Annotated in this window: 10 protein-coding genes; all 10 read right to left on the reverse strand. The window is 71.0% G+C overall.

The annotated features are described in order from the left end of the window. Positions 1-76 precede the first annotated feature (76 nt). The 10 genes from HUA78_RS39290 to HUA78_RS39335 all read right to left on the reverse strand — a co-directional run bounded on the left by HUA78_RS39290 (position 77) and on the right by HUA78_RS39335 (position 18,189). Positions 77-478 (reverse strand): hypothetical protein, encoded by a 402-nt coding sequence (locus tag HUA78_RS39290; RefSeq protein ID WP_174478549.1) that lies wholly within the window; start codon positions 476-478, stop codon positions 77-79. Between the two features lie 198 nt (positions 479-676). After that, a complete protein-coding gene (locus tag HUA78_RS39295) occupies positions 677-1,111 on the reverse strand; it encodes a hypothetical protein (RefSeq protein WP_174467190.1) in 435 nt (144 codons plus the stop codon). A gap of 60 nt (positions 1,112-1,171) precedes the next feature. Next, the gene (locus HUA78_RS39300; RefSeq protein ID WP_174478550.1) at positions 1,172-3,475 is read right to left on the reverse strand and encodes a lantibiotic dehydratase; all 2,304 of its coding nucleotides are present in this window, start codon (positions 3,473-3,475) and stop codon (positions 1,172-1,174) included. Further along, positions 3,472-5,433, reverse strand: coding sequence for a hypothetical protein (locus tag HUA78_RS39305; protein ID WP_174478551.1), 1,962 nt, complete (start codon positions 5,431-5,433; stop codon positions 3,472-3,474). The genes HUA78_RS39300 and HUA78_RS39305 overlap by 4 nt, the downstream gene beginning before the upstream one ends. Further along, positions 5,430-7,766 carry a lantibiotic dehydratase gene (locus tag HUA78_RS39310; protein WP_174478552.1) on the reverse strand — a complete coding sequence of 779 codons (2,337 nt, stop codon included), beginning with the start codon at positions 7,764-7,766 and terminating at the stop codon, positions 5,430-5,432. Before HUA78_RS39310 ends, HUA78_RS39305 begins: the two co-directional genes overlap by 4 nt. A 56-nt stretch (positions 7,767-7,822) precedes the next feature. Next, positions 7,823-11,065 (reverse strand): serine/threonine-protein kinase, encoded by a 3,243-nt coding sequence (locus tag HUA78_RS39315; protein ID WP_174463561.1) that lies wholly within the window; start codon positions 11,063-11,065, stop codon positions 7,823-7,825. Beyond that, complete coding sequence (locus HUA78_RS39320; protein ID WP_174463560.1) at positions 11,058-11,897, reverse strand: hypothetical protein; 840 nt, start codon at positions 11,895-11,897, stop codon at positions 11,058-11,060. Before HUA78_RS39320 ends, HUA78_RS39315 begins: the two co-directional genes overlap by 8 nt. Positions 11,898-11,906: 9 nt before the next feature. Next, positions 11,907-14,462, reverse strand: a complete 2,556-nt coding sequence (locus HUA78_RS39325; RefSeq protein ID WP_254624149.1) for a TonB-dependent siderophore receptor — start codon at positions 14,460-14,462, stop codon at positions 11,907-11,909. 299 nt (positions 14,463-14,761) lie between these two features. Continuing rightward, positions 14,762-15,676, reverse strand: a complete 915-nt coding sequence (locus HUA78_RS39330; protein WP_174478554.1) for a PhnD/SsuA/transferrin family substrate-binding protein — start codon at positions 15,674-15,676, stop codon at positions 14,762-14,764. Continuing rightward, positions 15,673-18,189: a tetratricopeptide repeat protein gene (locus HUA78_RS39335; RefSeq protein ID WP_174478555.1), complete on the reverse strand. Its 2,517-nt coding sequence runs from the start codon at positions 18,187-18,189 to the stop codon at positions 15,673-15,675. The genes HUA78_RS39330 and HUA78_RS39335 overlap by 4 nt, the downstream gene beginning before the upstream one ends. Positions 18,190-18,196: the final 7 nt, after the last annotated feature.

Below are 18,196 nucleotides of genomic sequence, written 5' to 3' on the forward strand. Positions count from 1 at the left end.
ATACACGAAGGGCGCCGACCCTGCTTCAGGGTGCGGCGCCCGGGGGGGAGGGCGAAAGTGAAGTCGACCGCGTGAATCAGGCGACCGCGGTCTCGGCCATGCGCTTGGCGAACAGCTCCTGCGCGTTCTTCACGCTCTGCTCCGACAGGCCCTTCTCCGTGTTCGCCTTCATCACGTCGGTGAGCAGGTCGGTGACCTGGCTCGGCTTGGAGACCTTGTCGAGCAGACCGCTCACCAGGCTGTTGCCGCCCATGCCCTCGAGGAGGGACTTACCGGGGAAGTTGTTCAGCAGGTTCTTCGCGACACTCGCGCCAGGGAACATGTCCATGGCGGCGCCCAGGCCGGCCTGGAGGGGGTTCTCGCCCTTCATCAGGCCGCTGACGAAGCCCGCCGCGATACCGAGCGCGGGGTTGATGGCCGTGAGGGCCGGCTTGATGATGTCCAGCGCCTTGCCGAGAACGTCCTTGAAGAGCCCCATGGTCGCTATCTCCCGAGGTCTGGCATCGCTCCGCGTCCGCCGCGAGCCAGCCTGACAGTGGAGTTATCGGTCCACCGCTCCCGAAGTTCCGTGGGGCCTGGAACAAATCCCACCGTCCGCCAAAGTCCCCGGGATTCCGTGGGTTTACATCCCACCTTGTCGGCACCCGGGGAGAAATGCCGCCGATAAATCAGGCGATCAACCCTTCCGGGGGTCCTGGGGCGGAGGCGTTCCACCGCGGGATTCCGGGGCGCCCTTGAGGACCGCGTCCGAGGCGAGCGCGGCCTTGTAGCGGTCGTCACCCTGTCCCGCGCTGAAGCCGTCGCGCATCTGCGCGCGGCTGATGATCACCTCGCCGCTGATGAGCTTGTCCAGATGGTCTTGGATCTCCGCCACGGTGGCGGCCTTGGGGTCCTTGGCCTTGAGGTCACCGTCGAGGGTGATTTGCAGCGGCATCTGCTTCTGCGGGTGCTGGGCGTAGTCGAGGATCTTCTCGACATAGGCCTCGACGGAAATCTGGAGGAGGCGCGCCTGCTCCTTCACGTCCGCGTCGACCAGCAGCTCCGCGCGAATCTCCTCCACGGGGCGCTTCAGCTTCCGAGTCTCAGGAACGACGGTGTTCTCTCCGGACATGGGCTCTCCAGGGGCTGGCCGTGGCTTTGCCCCATTCTGTTCGCGGACGCGCCTCGGATGTCAAAGCGGAGGGGTGCCCTCGCTCCAGCGAGTGAACTGCATGCGCAGCTCACAGGTGTAGCGCCCCCGGGCGTCCTTGAGCCAGAGCTGCGCGGGGGCCGGGTACATCTCCTCCACCGACAGCCGCTCGGCTTCGCGCGACAGGTGCGAGAGCAGGTCCAGGGCGAAGGGGCTCGCGGTGTCGATGAGGTAGGGCTTGCGCTCCTTCGAGCTGCGCATGAAGACGAAGCGAGGCCACCCGCGCGTACGCCGCTCGCGCTGCGCGGCGAGGAAGAGGTCGAAGCCGGTGGGGCGCGCCAGCTTCTCCGAGGTCAGCTCCCAACGCTCACGCTGGTACACCGCGCCGCCGATGCTCAGGCGCGGCAGGTGGCTGCCCTTCGTGCGCAGCGGGGCATGGAGCACCTGGGGATGCGCCAGCGCGGCGAAGGGCGGATAGGACGAGAAGTCATCCAGGGGCAGGTACAGGTGCAGCCGCTCACCCTTCCCGTCCACCAACACCGGCCCTTGCGACGTCGGGAGCACCTTCACGTCGGCTGGCGTCATCGCGCCGTCCTCGACGTCCAATACGTCCGACACCGCGTACACGAGGCGCCGGCCGGGAAACACGTAGAAGCCCTTGTTGCGACGGCGGATGGACAGGCCCACCAGTCCACGTGCCGCGGGGTCCGCGTCCAGCCACCGCGAGGCCACCGCCGAGTACCGCTCCCGCGACGGGAAGAAGGCGCTCAGCCAGCTTCGCAGCATCAGGTGGTGGTGCACGCGCGCGAGCATCACCTCGAACCCAGCGCCCTCCCCCTTCGACGCGAGGCAGACATCCGGCAGCGCATACCGGCCGCCCGGCGTGGACGTGCCCAGGAAGTCCACCGGCAGCGAGCGCGCCCGTGAGGAATCCTCGTCCAGCAACACCGGAGGCACGGGAGAGAAGCGGCTGCCCGTGACCTGGTCGGGACGCAGCCGGACCGCGTACTCCAGGAGGTCCACCGGCCGTTCGTCGGTGCCGAGCGCGTCGCGGACCTGCTCGCGGAAGCCCTGCTGCACGCGCTCGCCGTAGGCCGCGGACAGCTCCAGGGGACCGGTGAGCGCGGACTCGAGTTCCTCCGTGAAGCGTTGGCCGAAGCGCAGGCGAAAAGGAGAGCTGGCCTCCTCGTAGATGATGAGCCGGTCCGCGTACACTTGGCCATCACCGCGCCGCGCGGGCTTGCCCGTGGCCTCCGTGAAGAGGGCCTCCAGCTCTGGCAACAAGGCGCGACGACGCGTCAGGTTCGCGGTCTCGAACTCGGCCTTCAGACGCGAGAGTGTGTCCAACCGCGCCAACCAGAGTGCGCGGGCCTCCAGCTCCGGCAGGGCCGCGACGGAGTCACGCACGCTCTCGAAGGTGGTGAAGTCGTTGGGCCGGAACGGCAGCCCCCACAGCAGCAACGCGCCCTTCACCAGGGGCAGGGCCGCGCGCATCACCTCTTCGACCGCGAGGCCCAGCACCTGCGCGGCGGCGGCGGGTGTCGGATGCGCTCGCAGCACGGCCAGGAGCTTCTCGGCGCCCTCGGCCAGCGGAACCTCCAGTTGCAGGGCTTCGCACGCGGCGCGGCCCGGGGACACCGTGAAGAGGGGGTTGAGGCGCAGTGGCAGGTGAGGCCGCAGCGTCCGCTCGCGCCCCACCGCGCGCGCCAGCTCCGTCACCGCCCAGAAGGAGAAGAACGTGCGCCGGCTCGTGTCGCCGCTCGCCACCGTGCGCACGTCGAAGTCATCCGCGTCGGTGCGCTCGCCGTAGGAGATGGGCCCGAAGAAGCTGGTCGTCTCGTTCTTCGCGCAGAAGCGCTGGAGGTACGTGTAGACCTGTCGGTCCACGCGGCGAGCGTCGGACGTGTCCTTCTGCTCGCCCCCTCGCAGGTAGCGGGCCCAGACGTTGTCGAACATCGCCGGACTGGAGAGGAACACGGCCTCCTGGATGGCGGGGTCCGCCGCGCGCTCTCGCAGCTTCAAGCGAAGGTCCGTGCGCTCATTCGCATACCGAGCCTGAAGGGCTTCGCGCCTCACGCGATAGCGCTCCAGCGCGTCACGACTCGTCTGGCCGTGGCGGGACTTCAGCGTGGGCACGCGGCCCTGCTCGAACGAATCCTGGAGTGCCTTCGCCCCCGATTCGTCGCCCTCGGCGCGCACCGCGTCCAGGAGCGCCCGCTCGTCGTCGAGCAGCAGGTTCGCCTCGCCCAGCACCTCGTCGGAGAACCCGAGCGACTCCAGCCAATCGAATGGGAAGCCGGCGTGCCGGAGCACGAACACCTCGCCCAAGGTCCAGCGCTCGCTCATCCGTGCGTCCTCTCCAGGATGGACTTCGTCACCAACGTCTCGACCAGCTTCGCTCGCTGCGCCTCCGGCACCGCTCCCAGCGCGACCGACGCGGTGGTGGGCACCGTCAGTCGGGACAGCACCGGCGCGAGGCGCGCATCCATCGCGAGCACGACACCGGTGCGCAGGTTCGCCGCGTACCACGTGGGCTTCGGGGCGCCATCGAGCGATGCCGGCAGCCGCACCACCGCGCAGTCCGCGTCCAGCCGGATGAGCGCGGCGGCTTCGTTCGCGGGCGCTGGAACCACGGGCGCGGCGACTTCGTGCGAGGTCTGCGCCGCGGGCGTGGCTGCTCCATGCGCGGTATTCGTCGCGCGTTCAGGCGCTGGAGTCGCGGCGACCTCGTGCGAGGTCTGCGCTGCGGGCGTGGCAGTTCCATTCGCGGTATTCGTCGCGCGTACAGGCGCTGGAGTCGCGGCGACTTCATGCGCGGTGTCTTTGCCGGGCTCTGGAGCTGCGGGCGTGGCAGCGCCATGCGCGGTATTCGTCGCGCGTACTAGCACCAGAGGCGCGGCGGCTTCATGCGCGGTGTCGTCGCCAAGCAATGGAGCTGCGGGCGCGAGCATGAAGGCCGCCGCAACCCGGCCCGGACTGAGCGGGGCGCGACTCAGCAGGCGGCTCGCCAACGAGGCGAGCACGGAGGGCAGGCGTGCCCCGGGAATCGTGCCGGGCTTTTCAATGGGGCGACTGCGGGACAAGTCCCGGTCCGCCGGAGGGTCACCAGGATGTCCCCACCATCGCCCCAGGTCACGAACTCGAGCGATGCGCTCCACCGACGCGTGGAACGGGCGCACCCCCGCGAGTTGGTCGAAGAAGCGCGCGCCCTCCAGCGCTGCCAGCGTGACGTCCAGGGACTCCTCGTCCACACCCGGCGCGCCCACCCACCACTCCGCGACGACCCGCACGCCCGCAGCCTTCAGGGCTTGATAGCCCTGGACGAGCTGCTCCACCGGAATGAACCGGCGGTCGATGTCCATCACCCGGCCGTTCTCGATGAGGCAGAAGCCCACCACCACCGTCTGGCAGCCGCTCTCCACGAGCACGTCAGCCGCCAGGAGTGAGCCAAGCGACACGTGGCCCGCCCAGCGTGCCCCCCCGGTGAAGGCGCGCACATCCTTCAGAAAGCAGGCACCGAGCCAGCCCGCGCTTCGCCGCGCCTCCGGTTCCGCGTCACCGGCGGGCGGTGCCTCCAGGTATGCCCAGTCCTGCTCATCGCCCCATGGGTAGGGAGCGATGACCTCCAGCCCCAGCCCATCGGGGACCCACAGGACATCGTCAGCGCCAGGGGCACCGTCCAGCGGAACCACCCGCCAGCTCAGCGGGGGCACGTGTTCTGGAAACGCGGCGCGCCGGAAGGCCGGCATCCGCGCCAGCACCTTGCGATGCGCCCAGCCGAAGGGCCCCGCGACCTCCAGGGCGACGTGGGCCGGACACGCCTGCGCGAGTGTCACCGCGGCGGGAAGCTGGAGGTCTCGCTCCAGCCACACGCGGACACACTCCGCTTCCTCGAAGCGCGCGAGGACACCCGCCACGTCATCCGAGTACGACGCGGGCAACCCCGCCACACGCTGGACATCCCCGCTCCGCTCCGTCGTGCCGGACTCCAGCTCCACATCATCCAACCGCAGGTGGACACCGTGAGGCGGGCCAGAGATGGCCGTCAGCACCGCGCCCAGGGCCCGCAGCTCCGGGATGGGCCCTCTGTCGCGAAGTCCCTGCGCGACTCGCAGCAGGAGCAGCTCGCGCATCGCTTGTGGCGACGGGGGCGACGACTCGCGGACCAGGGCCTCCGCCTCCACCGACTCCGCGGAGAAGACCCGGCGGACGAAGTCCCTCGCCAGGTCCAATAGGTGCCACCCCTCGGGGACTTCCGGAACGAGCGTCACGTCCCGGTGTGGCGGTAGCACCAGCCACTTCATCTCCCCTCCTCCAACGTCGGAGGCGCACCGGCCCTCGGGCCTCCCCACATCAACGTGCAGCGAAGCTCCACGGTGTGGCGCCCTCCAGGACCTCGGAGCCAGAGCTGCTCTGGCCCGGGCAACATCTCCGAGAGGATGACCTCTTCCTTCTGCTCCAGCAGGTTGAGGAAGACGCGCAGCAAGGGCGGGCTGCGCACGTCCACCAGCACGGGCTTTCGCTCCCCCTTGAACTTCGCGAAGACACACTCGGGAAGGCCCCGTGCATCCCACAGGCCCACGGCGACCCGCAGCCTCGAGCGGTCATCCTTGCACGCGAGCAACACCTCACACGCCGCTGCGTCCAGCCGCCACTGCTCACGCTGCACCACCACCCCACCGAGCGTCACGCGGGGCGTGTGCGCTCCCAGCGACACCCGCAGCGGACGGATGCGCGGAAGGGAGAACGCCGTATGCACCGCGCTCTCCAGCTCGCCGTTGTAGAGACACACCTCGGAGCCGAGCCGCTTCGACACCAGCCGCGCGCTCTTCCCGTCGCTCTCCACGAACAGGTCATCCAGGGGAATCCGCCACGCGGAAGCGCGGGAGCTCACACCGCCCAACTCCACCACCGGCCCCGGAAACTCCGAGGGCAACAGTCCCGTGCGACGCGAGGGCAGCACCGTCACCAACGGCATCGCGCGAGGAAGCGCACCGAGCGCTCTCACCATGGCGCTCTCCACCTTGCCGCGCGCGGGGTGGAACTGGAGCGCCCAGCCCCATACGAGCGCGGTGTCGTGGATGTCTCCCATCACCAGCGTGTAGTCGCCCTGCCCCCACGCCTCTACGTCCTTCGCGCCAACGAGCAGATCCACCGAGGTGACGAGCGGCAGTGCGCGGGCCATGTCCCAGGCGGGCGGCTCCACCGCGCCCAGTTCGACGGTGCGCGCGTCCGCGCTCGGAATCGCCTGCGCGAGCAACTCCGCCATGGACGTGTCCAGCGGCACCGGCAGGTCCGCGCTGGCCGCCGCCACCTTCCAGAAGGGAACCGTGCGAGAGCCCACCTTCTGCGCCACCGCCGCGCGGGCCGCGTCTCGCGTGCGCCAGGCCGCCTCGGCCATCCACGCCAGCGCCGGCTCCATCCGGGTCCCCAGCTCCCGGGCACGCTCGCCGCCCACCTCGAGCCGCAAGTCGCCTCCGCACTCCTCCCGAAGCGCGAGCCGGTCCTGGTAGAAGTTGTGCGACTCGGACGCGGGCCCTCGCTCCGTCGGAGGAGCCACGCCCCACTGCTCCTTCGCCCGCCTCGCGAAGGCGTCCTGGAGCGACATCTTCCCGCTCGCGTCCGCCGCGCCGTAGCGCCCCATCAACTCCAGCAGCGCGCTCAGTCCCTCGACGTGACGTCGGGCCCCCCCGCTCGGCAGGGCGGCGACACGTTCGGCCAGGTCATCCACGGGATGGTGCACCGCGGAGGGCACCTCGAGCTGATGGGTGAGCAGCGACTTGTCACAGCCCAGCCGCAGCGCCTCGCGGGCCAGACCGGGCGCCACGCCCAGCGACGAGGCCAGGGCCGCCAACGTGCGCGTCCCATCCGCCAGCTCCACCAACCGAGGCAGCAGCTCCTCCGCGCTCTCCGGCGTGGGGCCCGACTTGCGCGCGGGCATCTCCGCGAACGCCTTGCGGCGCGGCACCAGCCACGACGCGATGTCGGGGTCGAACGCGATGGCTCGCACCAACCCCTGCACCAGCCACGAGGCCGCGAAGGTGTTGCGCCCCACCAGCGTCTCGGGACCGGACCAGCGCAACGTCACGCCCGTGGGAGCGGACGGGTCCACACGGCCGTAGTTGATGGGGCCAAAGAAGCCCATCGTCTCGTTCTTCGCGCACAGCCGCTGCAGATAGCTGGCGACCTGCCGTCGGAGCCGCGAGCCTTCTCGTCCCGCGAGCAGGTCCTTGGCCACCGGCGGACTGGAGCTGGCCACGGCCTCCAGGAAGCGCGGCTCGCGACACAGGGCCACGGCCTGGGCCTCCACCGCCGCAAGCTCGCGCTCCATCGCCTCCGCGAAACCCGCCTCGGCCTCCTGGGCCGCCGCCGCGCGGACATTCCACTCCGCGAAGCGCTCGGGAGACTCCAGGCCCTCCGTGTTGACGGGCCGCCCCGCCTTGAGTGCCGCCAGCAGCTCTCGCGGAGGGCGGCGCACGCGAGGCCCCTGGGCTCGCAGCGCCTCCAGCCCGCGCCGCTCCGCTTCGAGACGACGCGCCCACGCCGCCGACTCCGGGCATCCCAACCGCTCCAACCAGTCGAATGGGAAACCCGTCGTCCGCACGACGAGGTGGGGGAAGAAGGTCCAGCCCTTCATGGGTCACATGCCCTTCAACCTCGTGGGGCGCCCGAAGGCGGCCCGAGGCCAGCCGTTCAGTCGTGCTGCTGAGCCGTCAGGACAATCTCCTGCCCCGGTACCGCCAGCACCCACTGCTTGCTCGCGGCGCCAGGACAACTCACCACCACTTCCAGCTCCCTGCCGGCCTCGATGGAGGCCTTGTTCACCGGCGTGCGGTTGGGCAGCGGAGCACCATCCACCTGGACCTGGCAGCCCGGAGCGCTGCTCGCCACGCTCAGCACCCCGCGAGTCCCCGGCTGGGGCATCGCATCCGCCAGCGTGCGCACGTCGATATCCTCGCGCAGCTGCGTGGTGCCGAACCGCCGCAGCTTGCCGTTCACCGCCGTGGCGATGAGCAACGGCCCCGAGGGCGGTGCCGGCAACGTCTGCGCGCCAGACTCCAGGCGCACGCCGCCGACGTACACGTGCTCGCCCTCTTCCAGGTTGCGGAACATGGAGTCGGAGCCGCGCAGCAGCACCACCGCCACCACGGCCACCACCAGCAGCAGGCCGCCACCCATGGCCGCCCACTTCAGCGACGAGCGCCGCTCCGACTCGTCCGCCGCCGCGGGCACCGCGTGCACCTGTACCGGAGGCGGAGGACGCGGCGCGGCGACAGGGCTCTGATGCGTCGGTGAAGAAGGCCTGGGTTGCCCGGGGCGAGGCGCCACACCCGCCGCGGGCACCATCGTCGAGGAAGGCCGCTGGGGCGCGGGCACCGCGGTGTGTCCCGGCTGCGACGGACGCGGCGCGGGGGGCGGCCGGGCCGGCGCGGGAGGCGGCGGCACATTCCCCTGCAGCAACACCACCTCGGTCCGGTCCGAGGCATCCAGCTCCGGGAGCATCGGCAACGGCGGCGTCAGGGCAGGAGGAGGCGGCGGAGGACGATGCGCCACGGGAGGCGGCGTCGGAGGACGCGGGGCCACGGGAGGCGGCGTCGCGGGCCGGGGGGCGACAGGCGCGGGACGAGGGCCGCTGGACGAAACGGGCGGCGCGGACACATTGCCGCTGCCCGTCCCCGTCGGACGCGGGATGTTGCCGCTGCCCGCGGTCGTCGGCTTCGGGCCACTGCTCGTGCCCCGGTTCGGCGTCTTCCCATCGCTGGGGGCCACCATGTCGCCACTGCCGACGTTGCCACTGCCCGTGCCGGTGCCCGTGGGGACGGGCTTGGGATGGCTGCCTGTTCCCGACGCGGACGAGGGCGCGTACTCCACCAGCCGGTCGCCGAGCGTGTCCTTGAAGAACTGGGCCACCGCCGCCGGAGACGAGTTGAGGCGGTGATGCGCCATCACCGCTTCGATTTCCTCACGCATCGCCGCGGCCGACGGGGTGCGGCGCGCCGGGTCCTTCACGAGCGCGCGCAGGACGAGGTCGGAGACGTCCTGCGGAATCTGCGGCCGCAGCTGCGAGGGGACGGGCGCGGGGTCTCGAACGATGGCGTTGAGCGTGGCCGCGTCGTGGTCCCTGCGGAACGGCAACTGTCCGGTGAGCAGCTCGAAGAGCACGACGCCGAGCGCGAAGACGTCGTTGCGCGCGTCCAGCGTACGGCCCGACGCCGCCTCCGGGGAGATGTACGAAATCTTCCCCTTCAGCACGCCCGCCTGCGTGTTCTCCTCGCCCGCCACCTTGGCGATGCCGAAGTCACTCAGCTTGATGGCGCCGTCCAGGGAGATGAGGACGTTGTGGGGGCTGACGTCCCGGTGCACCACCGGGTGCGGAATGCCCGCCGGGTCCACATAGGCGTGCGCGTAGTGAAGCCCCGCGGCCACTTCCGCGACGATGCGCAGCGCGTGCTCCAGCGGCAGCGCCATGCCCTTGCGGCGCAGCTCATTCACCAGCCGCTTCATGTCCGGCCCGCGCACGTACTCCATCAGGATGTACGCGACGCCGTCGGACACGCCCACGTCGAAGGTCTGCACGACGTTGGGGTGCGTGAGCCGCGCGTTGGCGCGGGCCTCCGCGAACAGCATGTCCACGAACTCGGGGTTCTGCGCGAACTGCGGGAGGATCTTCTTCATCACGACGAACTTCTCGAAGCCCTTCACGCCCACCTGCTTGGCGAGGAAGACCTCGGCCATGCCGCCCTGGCCCAGTCGTCGGATGATGTTGAGCTTGGTGCTGCCCAGCGAGTTGGAGATGTCGGTGGGCGAGCCCTTGTTGGCCTGCGGGTCGATGTTGGTGGACCCGAACAGGTACTGACTGAGCGCGCGCGGCTCCAACGCCTCGATGTCCTCCAGGGGCCGGTCCGTCAGCTGCACGCGCGCCAGGAACCCCTGGAGCTGTGGCATGTGCGGCACCTGGGCGCTGCCGCCGCAGATGGGGCACTCGATGGAGATGGTCGTCTGGTGCGCACGCAACTGCGCCAGGTACTCGTGCGCCTGGATGCGCTGGTGGCTCACCTGGCCGCAGTTGCGGCACTCGCACGGCAGCCACAGCGTGGCCAGCCGGCCCGGCATCAGCTTGGACGAGCGCGCCAGCACCGCCAGCACCGGCGGAGGCACGCGGCAGAGCACCACCTGGGCGCCCTGCGCCGCGGTGTCCAGCACCTGCTCCAGCTTGGGCAGCGCCTCCGGCTCCACCTTGCTGACGTGGCTGAAGTCGAACGCGGCGCGCCCCTCCAGCCCGGACGCGAGCCTGCGCACGTTGAGGTCGCCCTTGAGCGTGCTGGCCAGCGAGATGAACGTGACGTCGTCCTGGACGATTTTCAGGTGCTGCGGGAGCTCCGACTGCTCCGTCGGCATGCTCGCGCGCAGGTAGCGCATCACCACCGGGTCCACGGTGCCGAACTGCTGACGGCGCGCGTAGTCGAAGAACTCGCTCGGCAGGTCCGCGAACTCCAGCGGATTGGAGCAGACGGGACAGGTGTGCTCGGGCGCGCGCTCCTCGGCGATGACCTGGGCCTCGTCCACCAGATTCACCACCCGCATCCGGTCTTCGTTGCAGGTGCGACAGGTGTACGGGGCGAGGACGGAGAGCACGCGCGCGACGCCCGCGAAGCCCTCCACCATGTTGAGCTGATCCACCACGACGGGGGGCGCATGCACGACGTACAGCCCCAGCGCGCCCGGAGGCAGCTTCGCGGCGAATTCAATCCACCGACGGACCCCGAAGGAGCTGATGCGCTCCACCCGGCCGAGGTCGACCACCAGGAGCCCCGTGAGCTCCGGATGGGTCGACGTCAGCGGGAAGGTCTCGTCGATGACACCAGCAATCCGGACGTGGGTGATGGTACCCACGCGGAGCCGGCTGATGATGGCGTTGGAACCCTGGCTATCCACCGGCCCTGACCTCATGCAGACAGAACATCAGTGACTTGGGCTGGGCCGCGCGGCGGCGCGCGTCTCCCAGGTCCACCACGCACACGACTCGCGACTCCCGGCCAGCGGTCACCCGGACCGCCACCGTGTCGCAGTGCTCGAGGATGCGACGCAATCCAAGACCCGCTCCACCACCAGACGCATCCACCTTCACGCGCTGTCCCCACCCTTCCAGCGCCCGGGCGAACGAGCCCGGCCGCAGGCCGCCGAAGCGGTCCGCCACTTCCAGCCACATCCGGCCGTCCTCCACCGCGAACACCAGCTCGCAGGCGTCCTCCGCCTCCACTTCGCGCACCTCGGTGCGGCGGTGCGCGTAGCGAGGCTCGCCCCGCGCATCCACCGGCGCATCCAGGAGCGCGTTGACGGCGATTTCATGCACCACGTCCGCCACCAGCCCCGCCGAGACGCGGCTGCCCTGCGCGTCGCTCACCGCCACGGCTGCCGCCGTGGCCGCCGTGTTGATGTCCACCATGCGGCGCAGCGGATGGCGCGACACCTCCGCCTGCTCCGGCAGCAGCGAGCCCTCTTTCCAGAGCGCGCCCAACAGCCGGACCTCCCACATGGAGGGCCCGCCGTCCCGCTCGCGCGCGGCCAGGAGCAGGGCGGGAGGCTCGCGCCGCAGCCATTGCGCGTGCTCGGGCTTGAGCACCCCGTCGAACAGCACCAGGGCGCCCTGCCCTCCCACCCCACCCTGTGCCAGCAGAGGCACCGCCTGCTCGAGCGCGGTGGCGGGCAGGGATGCATCGGCGATCAGCAGGAGGCCCCCGGCCTCCAGGTGGGGAGCGGTACTCAAACGCGGTGCCTAATAGCGTACCTTGACTTCACTGAAGAAGGATTGGGGCGGCGCGGGGAAGCCGTGAGACTCCTCGTAGGCCGCGTTGAAGAGGTTGGAGCCGAGGAACGACACGGCGATGCCGTCGTAGACGTTGAAGCCCACGCGGGCGCTGGCCGTGAGGTAGCTGGGCAGCTGCACGCGGGAGGTGGGCAGGCCCGTCGCCTCGTCCACCTGGAAGCCCGGGTCGAAGCGCGGCCCGACGAAGAGCGCGTACAGCTCCACGAAGGCCACCTTGCCGATGTTGGTGCGGCCACGCGCGTAGATGCGGTGCGTGGGCGCGTAGTCCAGCGGCGTCTCCGGGCTGTCGTCGAAGGGCACGTTCTTCGCGTCGAGCAGCTGGTAGGCCACGTCGAACGACGAGTTGATGGACGGAATCTGCGCCGCCGCCTCCAGCTCCAGGCCGGCGATGCGCGCGTCGCCCATGTTGCGGAACTGGGACACCGAGCCGAAGACGAGCTCCTGATTGATGAAGTTCTTGGCCACATTGTAGAAGCCCGTCGCCGTCAGGCGCACGCGCCGGTCGAAGGGCCAGAAGTCCACGGAGCCCTCGAACGTGTCCAGCGTCTCCGCGCGAAGCTCGGCGTTACCCACCAGCGTGGACGCGTACATCTGCTGGTTGATGGCCAGCTCCGCCAGGGTGGGCGCGCGGAAGGCGCGGCCGTAGTTGGTGCGCAGCGTGAGCAGCTCCGGCACCGCGTGGAAGACGATGCTGGCGCGCGGGGAGATCTGGTCGGTCCGCTCGCGCCAGACGACCTCGGGAATCTGGTAGCGGTCATACCGGGCGCCTCCGCTCAGCACCAGGCGCTCCGTCAGGCGGTACTCCGCGTCCACGAAGCCACCGAGGATGGTCTGCTTCGTGTCGTCCATGGACAGGCCCGGCAGCACGTTGGGCACGTTGACCTGGTCCAGCTTCAAGTCGCCACCAAACGTCACCGACACCGGGCCCGCCGAGTACAGCGCGCGAACCTCGCCACCCAGCCGGCGGCGCTTGCCCAGCGCGCGCGTGGGGTCGCCACCGAAGGCGTTCTCCAGCACCACGTCGCGGCGCTTGAAGAAGCCGTACGCCTGACCGAACAGGCGCAGGCTGTCCGTCACCTGCTGGTCCACCTGCGCGGAGGCGTTGAAGTTCTGGACGGACTCCTCGTCGTTCGGCGTGTAGTGGCACCGGCCGCAGTTGCCCACGGTGGAGATCTGCGTGTGCGAGCCACCCGGACGGCCAATGGTCGCGTCCGTGAAGTCCGCGTCCAGCGCCAGGGGCCCCACGCGCACCTTGCCGTTCACCTGGTGCACCATCGAATCCTGGTTCGTGTCCACCAGGCCCGTGGCGGGGTCATTGAAGAGCTGAGGACCATCCGAGCCATAGCCGTAGTAGCCCAGCAGCGCCTCCACGGGGCCGCCGCGACCGGCCACGTTGCCGTGCAGGCGCCACGTCTGGTCCTGGCCCGCGAGGATGCGCGCCTCGGCGCCCACGTTGCGTCCCGGAGCGATGAGGTCCGCCGGCTGGCGCTCGATGATGTTGATGACGCCGCTGAAGGCGTTGGAGCCGTACAGCGAGGAGCCCGGGCCCCGGATGACCTCCACCTGCTTGAGGTTGACGAGCGGCGTCGTCTCGTCCGCGTAGAACTGGCCCGTCCACGGGTCCGTCAGCGGGCGGCCGTCCTTGAGCAGCAGCAGCCGGTTGGACAGGTAGTTGGAGCCCAGGCCGCGCGCGCTCACCGCCGCCTTGCGCATGGACCCGCGCCGGCACTCCATGCCGGGGAAATACTGGATGGCCTCGCACAGCGAGAACTGGCCGGTGCCCTCCAGCTCCTCGGCCGGAATCCAGGACACGGTCAGCGGCACGTCCGCGATGCGCTGCTTGCGCTTGGAGGCCGTCGACACCACCGCCTCGCTCAGCACGCGGTTGACCGACTCCTCCAGGGCATCCGCGCCGCCCAGCGGATCCTCACCGGGCAGGCTCGCCAGTCCGGACGGGGGCGGCATGGGCCGGTCCGTGGTGGGCTGGGCGAAGGGCGCGCTGATGGGGACGTTGTCGGTGGCGACCGGCGCGTGCGGCTCGCGGGTCGTCGCGGGCTGCACCGCCCCGTGCGAAGGGGACGGGGTGCCCAGCGGATCCTGCGTGGTCGCCGTAGGGCTCGCCACCGGAGCGGCGGGAGGACTCGCTGGGGGGGACTCCACGATGGGCGAAGGGGCGACCGGCACCGGCGGCTCCGCCGTGACGGACTCTCCACCCAGGGACGGATCAGCCGTCTCGGGGCCAGCGCCCAGCACCGGAATCTCCGAGTCGGGGATCGGCGCCTCCACCGGCTTGGTGGACTTGCGCGTCTTCGGGGGCTTCTTGGCCGAGCGCGGGGGCTTCGTCGCGGGCGTCTTCGTCGCTCCTGGGACTTTCGTTCCCGGCGCGGCGACGCGCTTCTTGCGCTTCACCTTCGGCGGCGACTCGGCCGCGGCGTCGGCGGCCTGGGCCTGGGCCACGGACGGATGGGCCAGGGCCAGCGCGAAGAAGAGGACGGACACCACCATGGCGGCGCGGTTACCTTGGCGCCCCGCGTAAGCTCCCACCGCACCTCGCAGCGGATCAGCAGACACTTTCGAGTGCATCGTTCTCACATCCGCGGAATGGGAGGAGCCCCCGCGGTCCTGTTCGCCCCTGTTGGCGGGCGCGGCGCCAGGGCAATCGGTCTTTGGACGAATTCGCTCACCTGCACGCTCGCGCCGTAGGAAAACAAGCTACCCCAGAGGACCTGCTGGGCCAAGTCGGTGATTCTCATTCCCTGAAACTCAAGAGTGTTTCGGGCTGGCGCGTCCAAGGTTGCGTCAATTCAGTCATCCGGCTGTTCGGCGGCCACGGCGAGGTCGCCCGCGAAGGACGGGAGGGAGGGTCCCAGCTCCTCGGCGCGGACCAGGACTTCCGCGTCCACGCGCAGGTCCGGCGCGTCGGCGAAGACGGGCTGCCGGCGGGGCGGACCCTGGGTCACGAGACGTCGGAAGTCCTCGAAGTCCTTACCCTGGACGCGGGCGAAGGGCTCGAAAGGAGCCACGGCGCCCACGGAACCGAGGGCCGCGTCCAGCGCCGCCTTGTGGTTGCGCAGGTCGACCAGGACGGCCCCCGGCAGCCGGGCGCTGCGGAAGAGGATGCGCAGGTCCTTGTCCTTGGGGACGTGGGACATGGGTACCAGGGCCGCCTCGGCGCCCTTGGCCTCCAGCATCTTCAGGGCGGACTCCACGTTGGGGACGGGGGCGAGCTTGAAGTGCCGCTGCGCGTCCAGGTCCCCTCCCAGGACGGCGTGGGTGACGAACTTGGGATCCGCGGGCCCCGCGCCCTTCACCAACGCCAGGCGCTTGCCGGCGAGGTCCTTCACCACGCCCTTGTGGGTGGAGACGATGGCCCAGCGCTGCTGCGACTCGCCGGGACGGGACGCCCAGGCCAGCGGCGTGGCGCGGGCGCCGAGCTGCACGGCGGCCCACCCCTCCACCACGGCGAAGTCCACCAGCCCGTCGGCGATGGCGCGCGAGAAGTCCTCGTAGCGGCCAAAGCTCTTGGCGGCCACCGGGCGGTCCATCGACTCGGTCAGCTTCGCCGCCAGGGCCTCCGCGTACTGGAAGCGCTCCTGGCCGTCGCTCAGCGTCGTGGCCAGGAAGACGCCAAGCGTGGCCTTCTTCGGGGCCGCGCCAGCGGGGGTGACGAAGCAGAGGGCCAGCGCGAGGCTGGTCAGGACAAAGCGGAGCGTCTTCATGGGGTGGTCTCCTCCGCGGTGGCTCCGGTCGGCGCCGCGCCCGAGGGCTCGGCGAGGCCATGGAGGCTCTGCAGGCGTTCCTTCCACTCACGCACCTGGGCCTGGCGGGGTCCGGGGCCGGAGGCGAGGTAGCGGCGCCACGCATCCACGGCCTCGGCGGGTTCGTGACGGCGCTCCTGGGCGTCGATGCCCAGGTTGAGCGAGGCGACGGAGACGGAGGGCTCCAGGCGACGCCACGTGGCCAGGGCCTCGGACGACTTGCCTTTGCGCCAGTCGACGCAGGCCTGGTTGTGCTGGAGCAGCACGTCCTCGGGCTCCGCGGTGAGCGCGGCCTTGAGGGCCTTCTCCGCGCCCTTCATGTTGCCGGAGGCGTAGGCCAGAGAGGCCTCGCGCCGGTGCAGCGCGCCCGTCAGCGACGCGAGCCACCGGGGCTGGCCCGGCATGGGCTTCTTGGACGCGGCGGCCAGTTGCTTGCGCGAGGCCGCCACCTGCCCCTTCTTGTAGAGGACGAAGGCCTCCGCCAGGGCGCGGGTGTTGGGCCAGGCCCAGGGCTGCGCCGGGGTGAGGGCCTTCTTCAGCGCGGCGCTCGCCTCCGCGTGGCGACCGCCCTCCGCGCGCGTCAGCCCCCGGGCGAAGAGGACCAGCTTCGTCAGGTCCGTGCGCTTGCCGGTGCCCAGCTTGTCCACCGCGTCCAGGTCCCGGTCGGCGCCTTCGACATCCCCCGTCTCCAGGCGGGCCAGCGCGCGACGCACCAGCACGCGCGGCAGGTTGGCCTGCGCCACGCTCGCGGCCGTGCGCGACGGCCCCACCTCGGTGAGCCGCTGCACGGCTGCGTCCACCTGTCCCAGCTCCACCTCCGCGAGCGCCGCGCCCACGGACGCCTCGGCCTGCTGGTCCGGCTCCTCCGTCTGATTGCCCGCGCGGCCAAAGGCCTCCAGGGCCGCCTGCGCGTCGCCGGCGCCCAGCCGCGCGTAGCCCAGCAGCAGCTGCTCGCGCCACGTCGCGCCCGGCAGCGTCGCGCCCTGCTCCATCACCTTGCGCGCATCCGCGTAGCCGCGCGTCTCCATCAGCGCCGCCGTCAGCCGACGGGCCATGAGGGCGCTGCGGTCCAGGTCGAACGCGCGGCGCAGGTCGCGCACGGCGTCGTCCGCCCGCCCCGCCCCGCCCCTGTCCCGGGCACGGTGCGCGAGCGCGCGGGCCAGCCACTGCTTCGCCCCGGCGTGCGTGGGCTCCACCTGGAGCGCGTTGCCGTAGTCCTCGATGGCCTGGTCCCACTGGCCGGTGGCGAAGTGGTCCGCGCCCAGCAGCATCCAGCCCAACGCCTGCCTCGGCACCATCTCCACGACGCGCCGGTGCACCTCCACCGCGCGCTGGAAGCGGCCCGCGCGGCGGTTGACGGAGCCGAGCGATGCCCACAGCTCCACGCTGCTCGCGCCCGAGCGCACCGCGGCCTCCAGGAACTGGATGGCCTCCTCGTGCCGGCCCTGCGCCTGGAGCGCCTTGCCGACCGCCATCTGTCCCAGCACCAGTCCGGGCTGCAGCTCCAGCACCTTGCGGTACGCCTCCTCGGCGGCGGGGGCCTGCTTCTGCGCCAGGCGCACGTCACCGAGCAGCAGGTACGCGGAGGGCGACGCCCCCAGCTTCACCATGGCCACCGCCTGCGCCTCCGCGCGCGGCACCTCGCCCGAGGCGAGGTACAGCCGGGCCAGCTTCTCCTTCGGCTCGGCCACCTGCGGGAAGCGCGTGGTGACCCCTTCGAGCAACGTCCGCGCCTCGCCCAACTTTCCTTCCAGCTCCAGCACGCTGGCGAGCCCCTGCTGCACGGTGGGCGACTCCGGCCGGCCCGCCTGCGCCTGGGTGAAGGACGCGCGAGCGGCCACCGCGTCCCGGCGCAGCACGTGCGCCCGGCCCAGCAGCTCATGGACCTGGAAGTCGTTGCCAGCCAGCTTCGCGGGACGCAGCGTCAGATACTTCTGCAACCGTGTCACCGCCGCGTCGCCCTGCTGAGCGAAGAGGTAGTAGCTGGCCAGGTAGTAGTGGACGATGAGGTGCTCGGCCTGGTCCGCGCCGGCCACCTGCTCCAAGAGAGGCACCGCCTCCGGGAAGCGGCGCAGCTTGAAGAGGGCCACGCCCAGCGGGTACGCCAGGGACAGCTCGGACGCATTCGCCGCCTGCACGGGCTTGACCCGGTCCACGGTGCGCGCCCAGTCCTGCAGCGCGTTGGCGGCGGAGCCCACGCCCGCGGCGGCGGCGACGGAGCCCGGCTCGGCGGCCAGGGCCTGCTCGAAGAGGCCCAGGGCCTTGCGGTATTTCTCGTCCGCTTCCTTCTTGTCACCGGAGGCGCTCGCGGCGCTGGCGGACACCTGGGCCGTCTCGCCGTCCTTCACCAGCCGCTGCGACTCGGACATGGGTGGAGGGCGGTACTGGGCCAGGGCGGGAGGGCCGGCCAGCGAGGCCAGCAGGGCGAGCGCCGGGACGAGGCGTCGCATGGGGGTGTGGGGTGTGCGGCGCATGCGGGTG

It is taken from the genome of Myxococcus sp. CA033, assembly GCF_013336625.1.
Lineage (GTDB): Bacteria > Myxococcota > Myxococcia > Myxococcales > Myxococcaceae > Myxococcus > Myxococcus llanfairpwllgwyngyllgogerychwyrndrobwllllantysiliogogogochensis.

Bases quoted from the DNA above. Each gene is read 5' to 3' on its own strand.
- HUA78_RS39290 (WP_174478549.1), bottom strand. From the start codon at position 478: ATGGGGCTCTTCAAGGACGTTCTCGGCAAGGCGCTGGACATCATCAAG.
- HUA78_RS39295 (WP_174467190.1), bottom strand. From the start codon at position 1,111: ATGTCCGGAGAGAACACCGTCGTTCCTGAGACTCGGAAGCTGAAGCGC.
- HUA78_RS39300 (WP_174478550.1), bottom strand. From the start codon at position 3,475: ATGAGCGAGCGCTGGACCTTGGGCGAGGTGTTCGTGCTCCGGCACGCC.
- HUA78_RS39305 (WP_174478551.1), bottom strand. From the start codon at position 5,433: ATGAAGTGGCTGGTGCTACCGCCACACCGGGACGTGACGCTCGTTCCG.
- HUA78_RS39310 (WP_174478552.1), bottom strand. From the start codon at position 7,766: ATGAAGGGCTGGACCTTCTTCCCCCACCTCGTCGTGCGGACGACGGGT.
- HUA78_RS39325 (WP_254624149.1), bottom strand. From the start codon at position 14,462: ATGGTGGTGTCCGTCCTCTTCTTCGCGCTGGCCCTGGCCCATCCGTCC.
- HUA78_RS39330 (WP_174478554.1), bottom strand. From the start codon at position 15,676: ATGAAGACGCTCCGCTTTGTCCTGACCAGCCTCGCGCTGGCCCTCTGC.
- HUA78_RS39335 (WP_174478555.1), bottom strand. From the start codon at position 18,189: ATGCGCCGCACACCCCACACCCCCATGCGACGCCTCGTCCCGGCGCTC.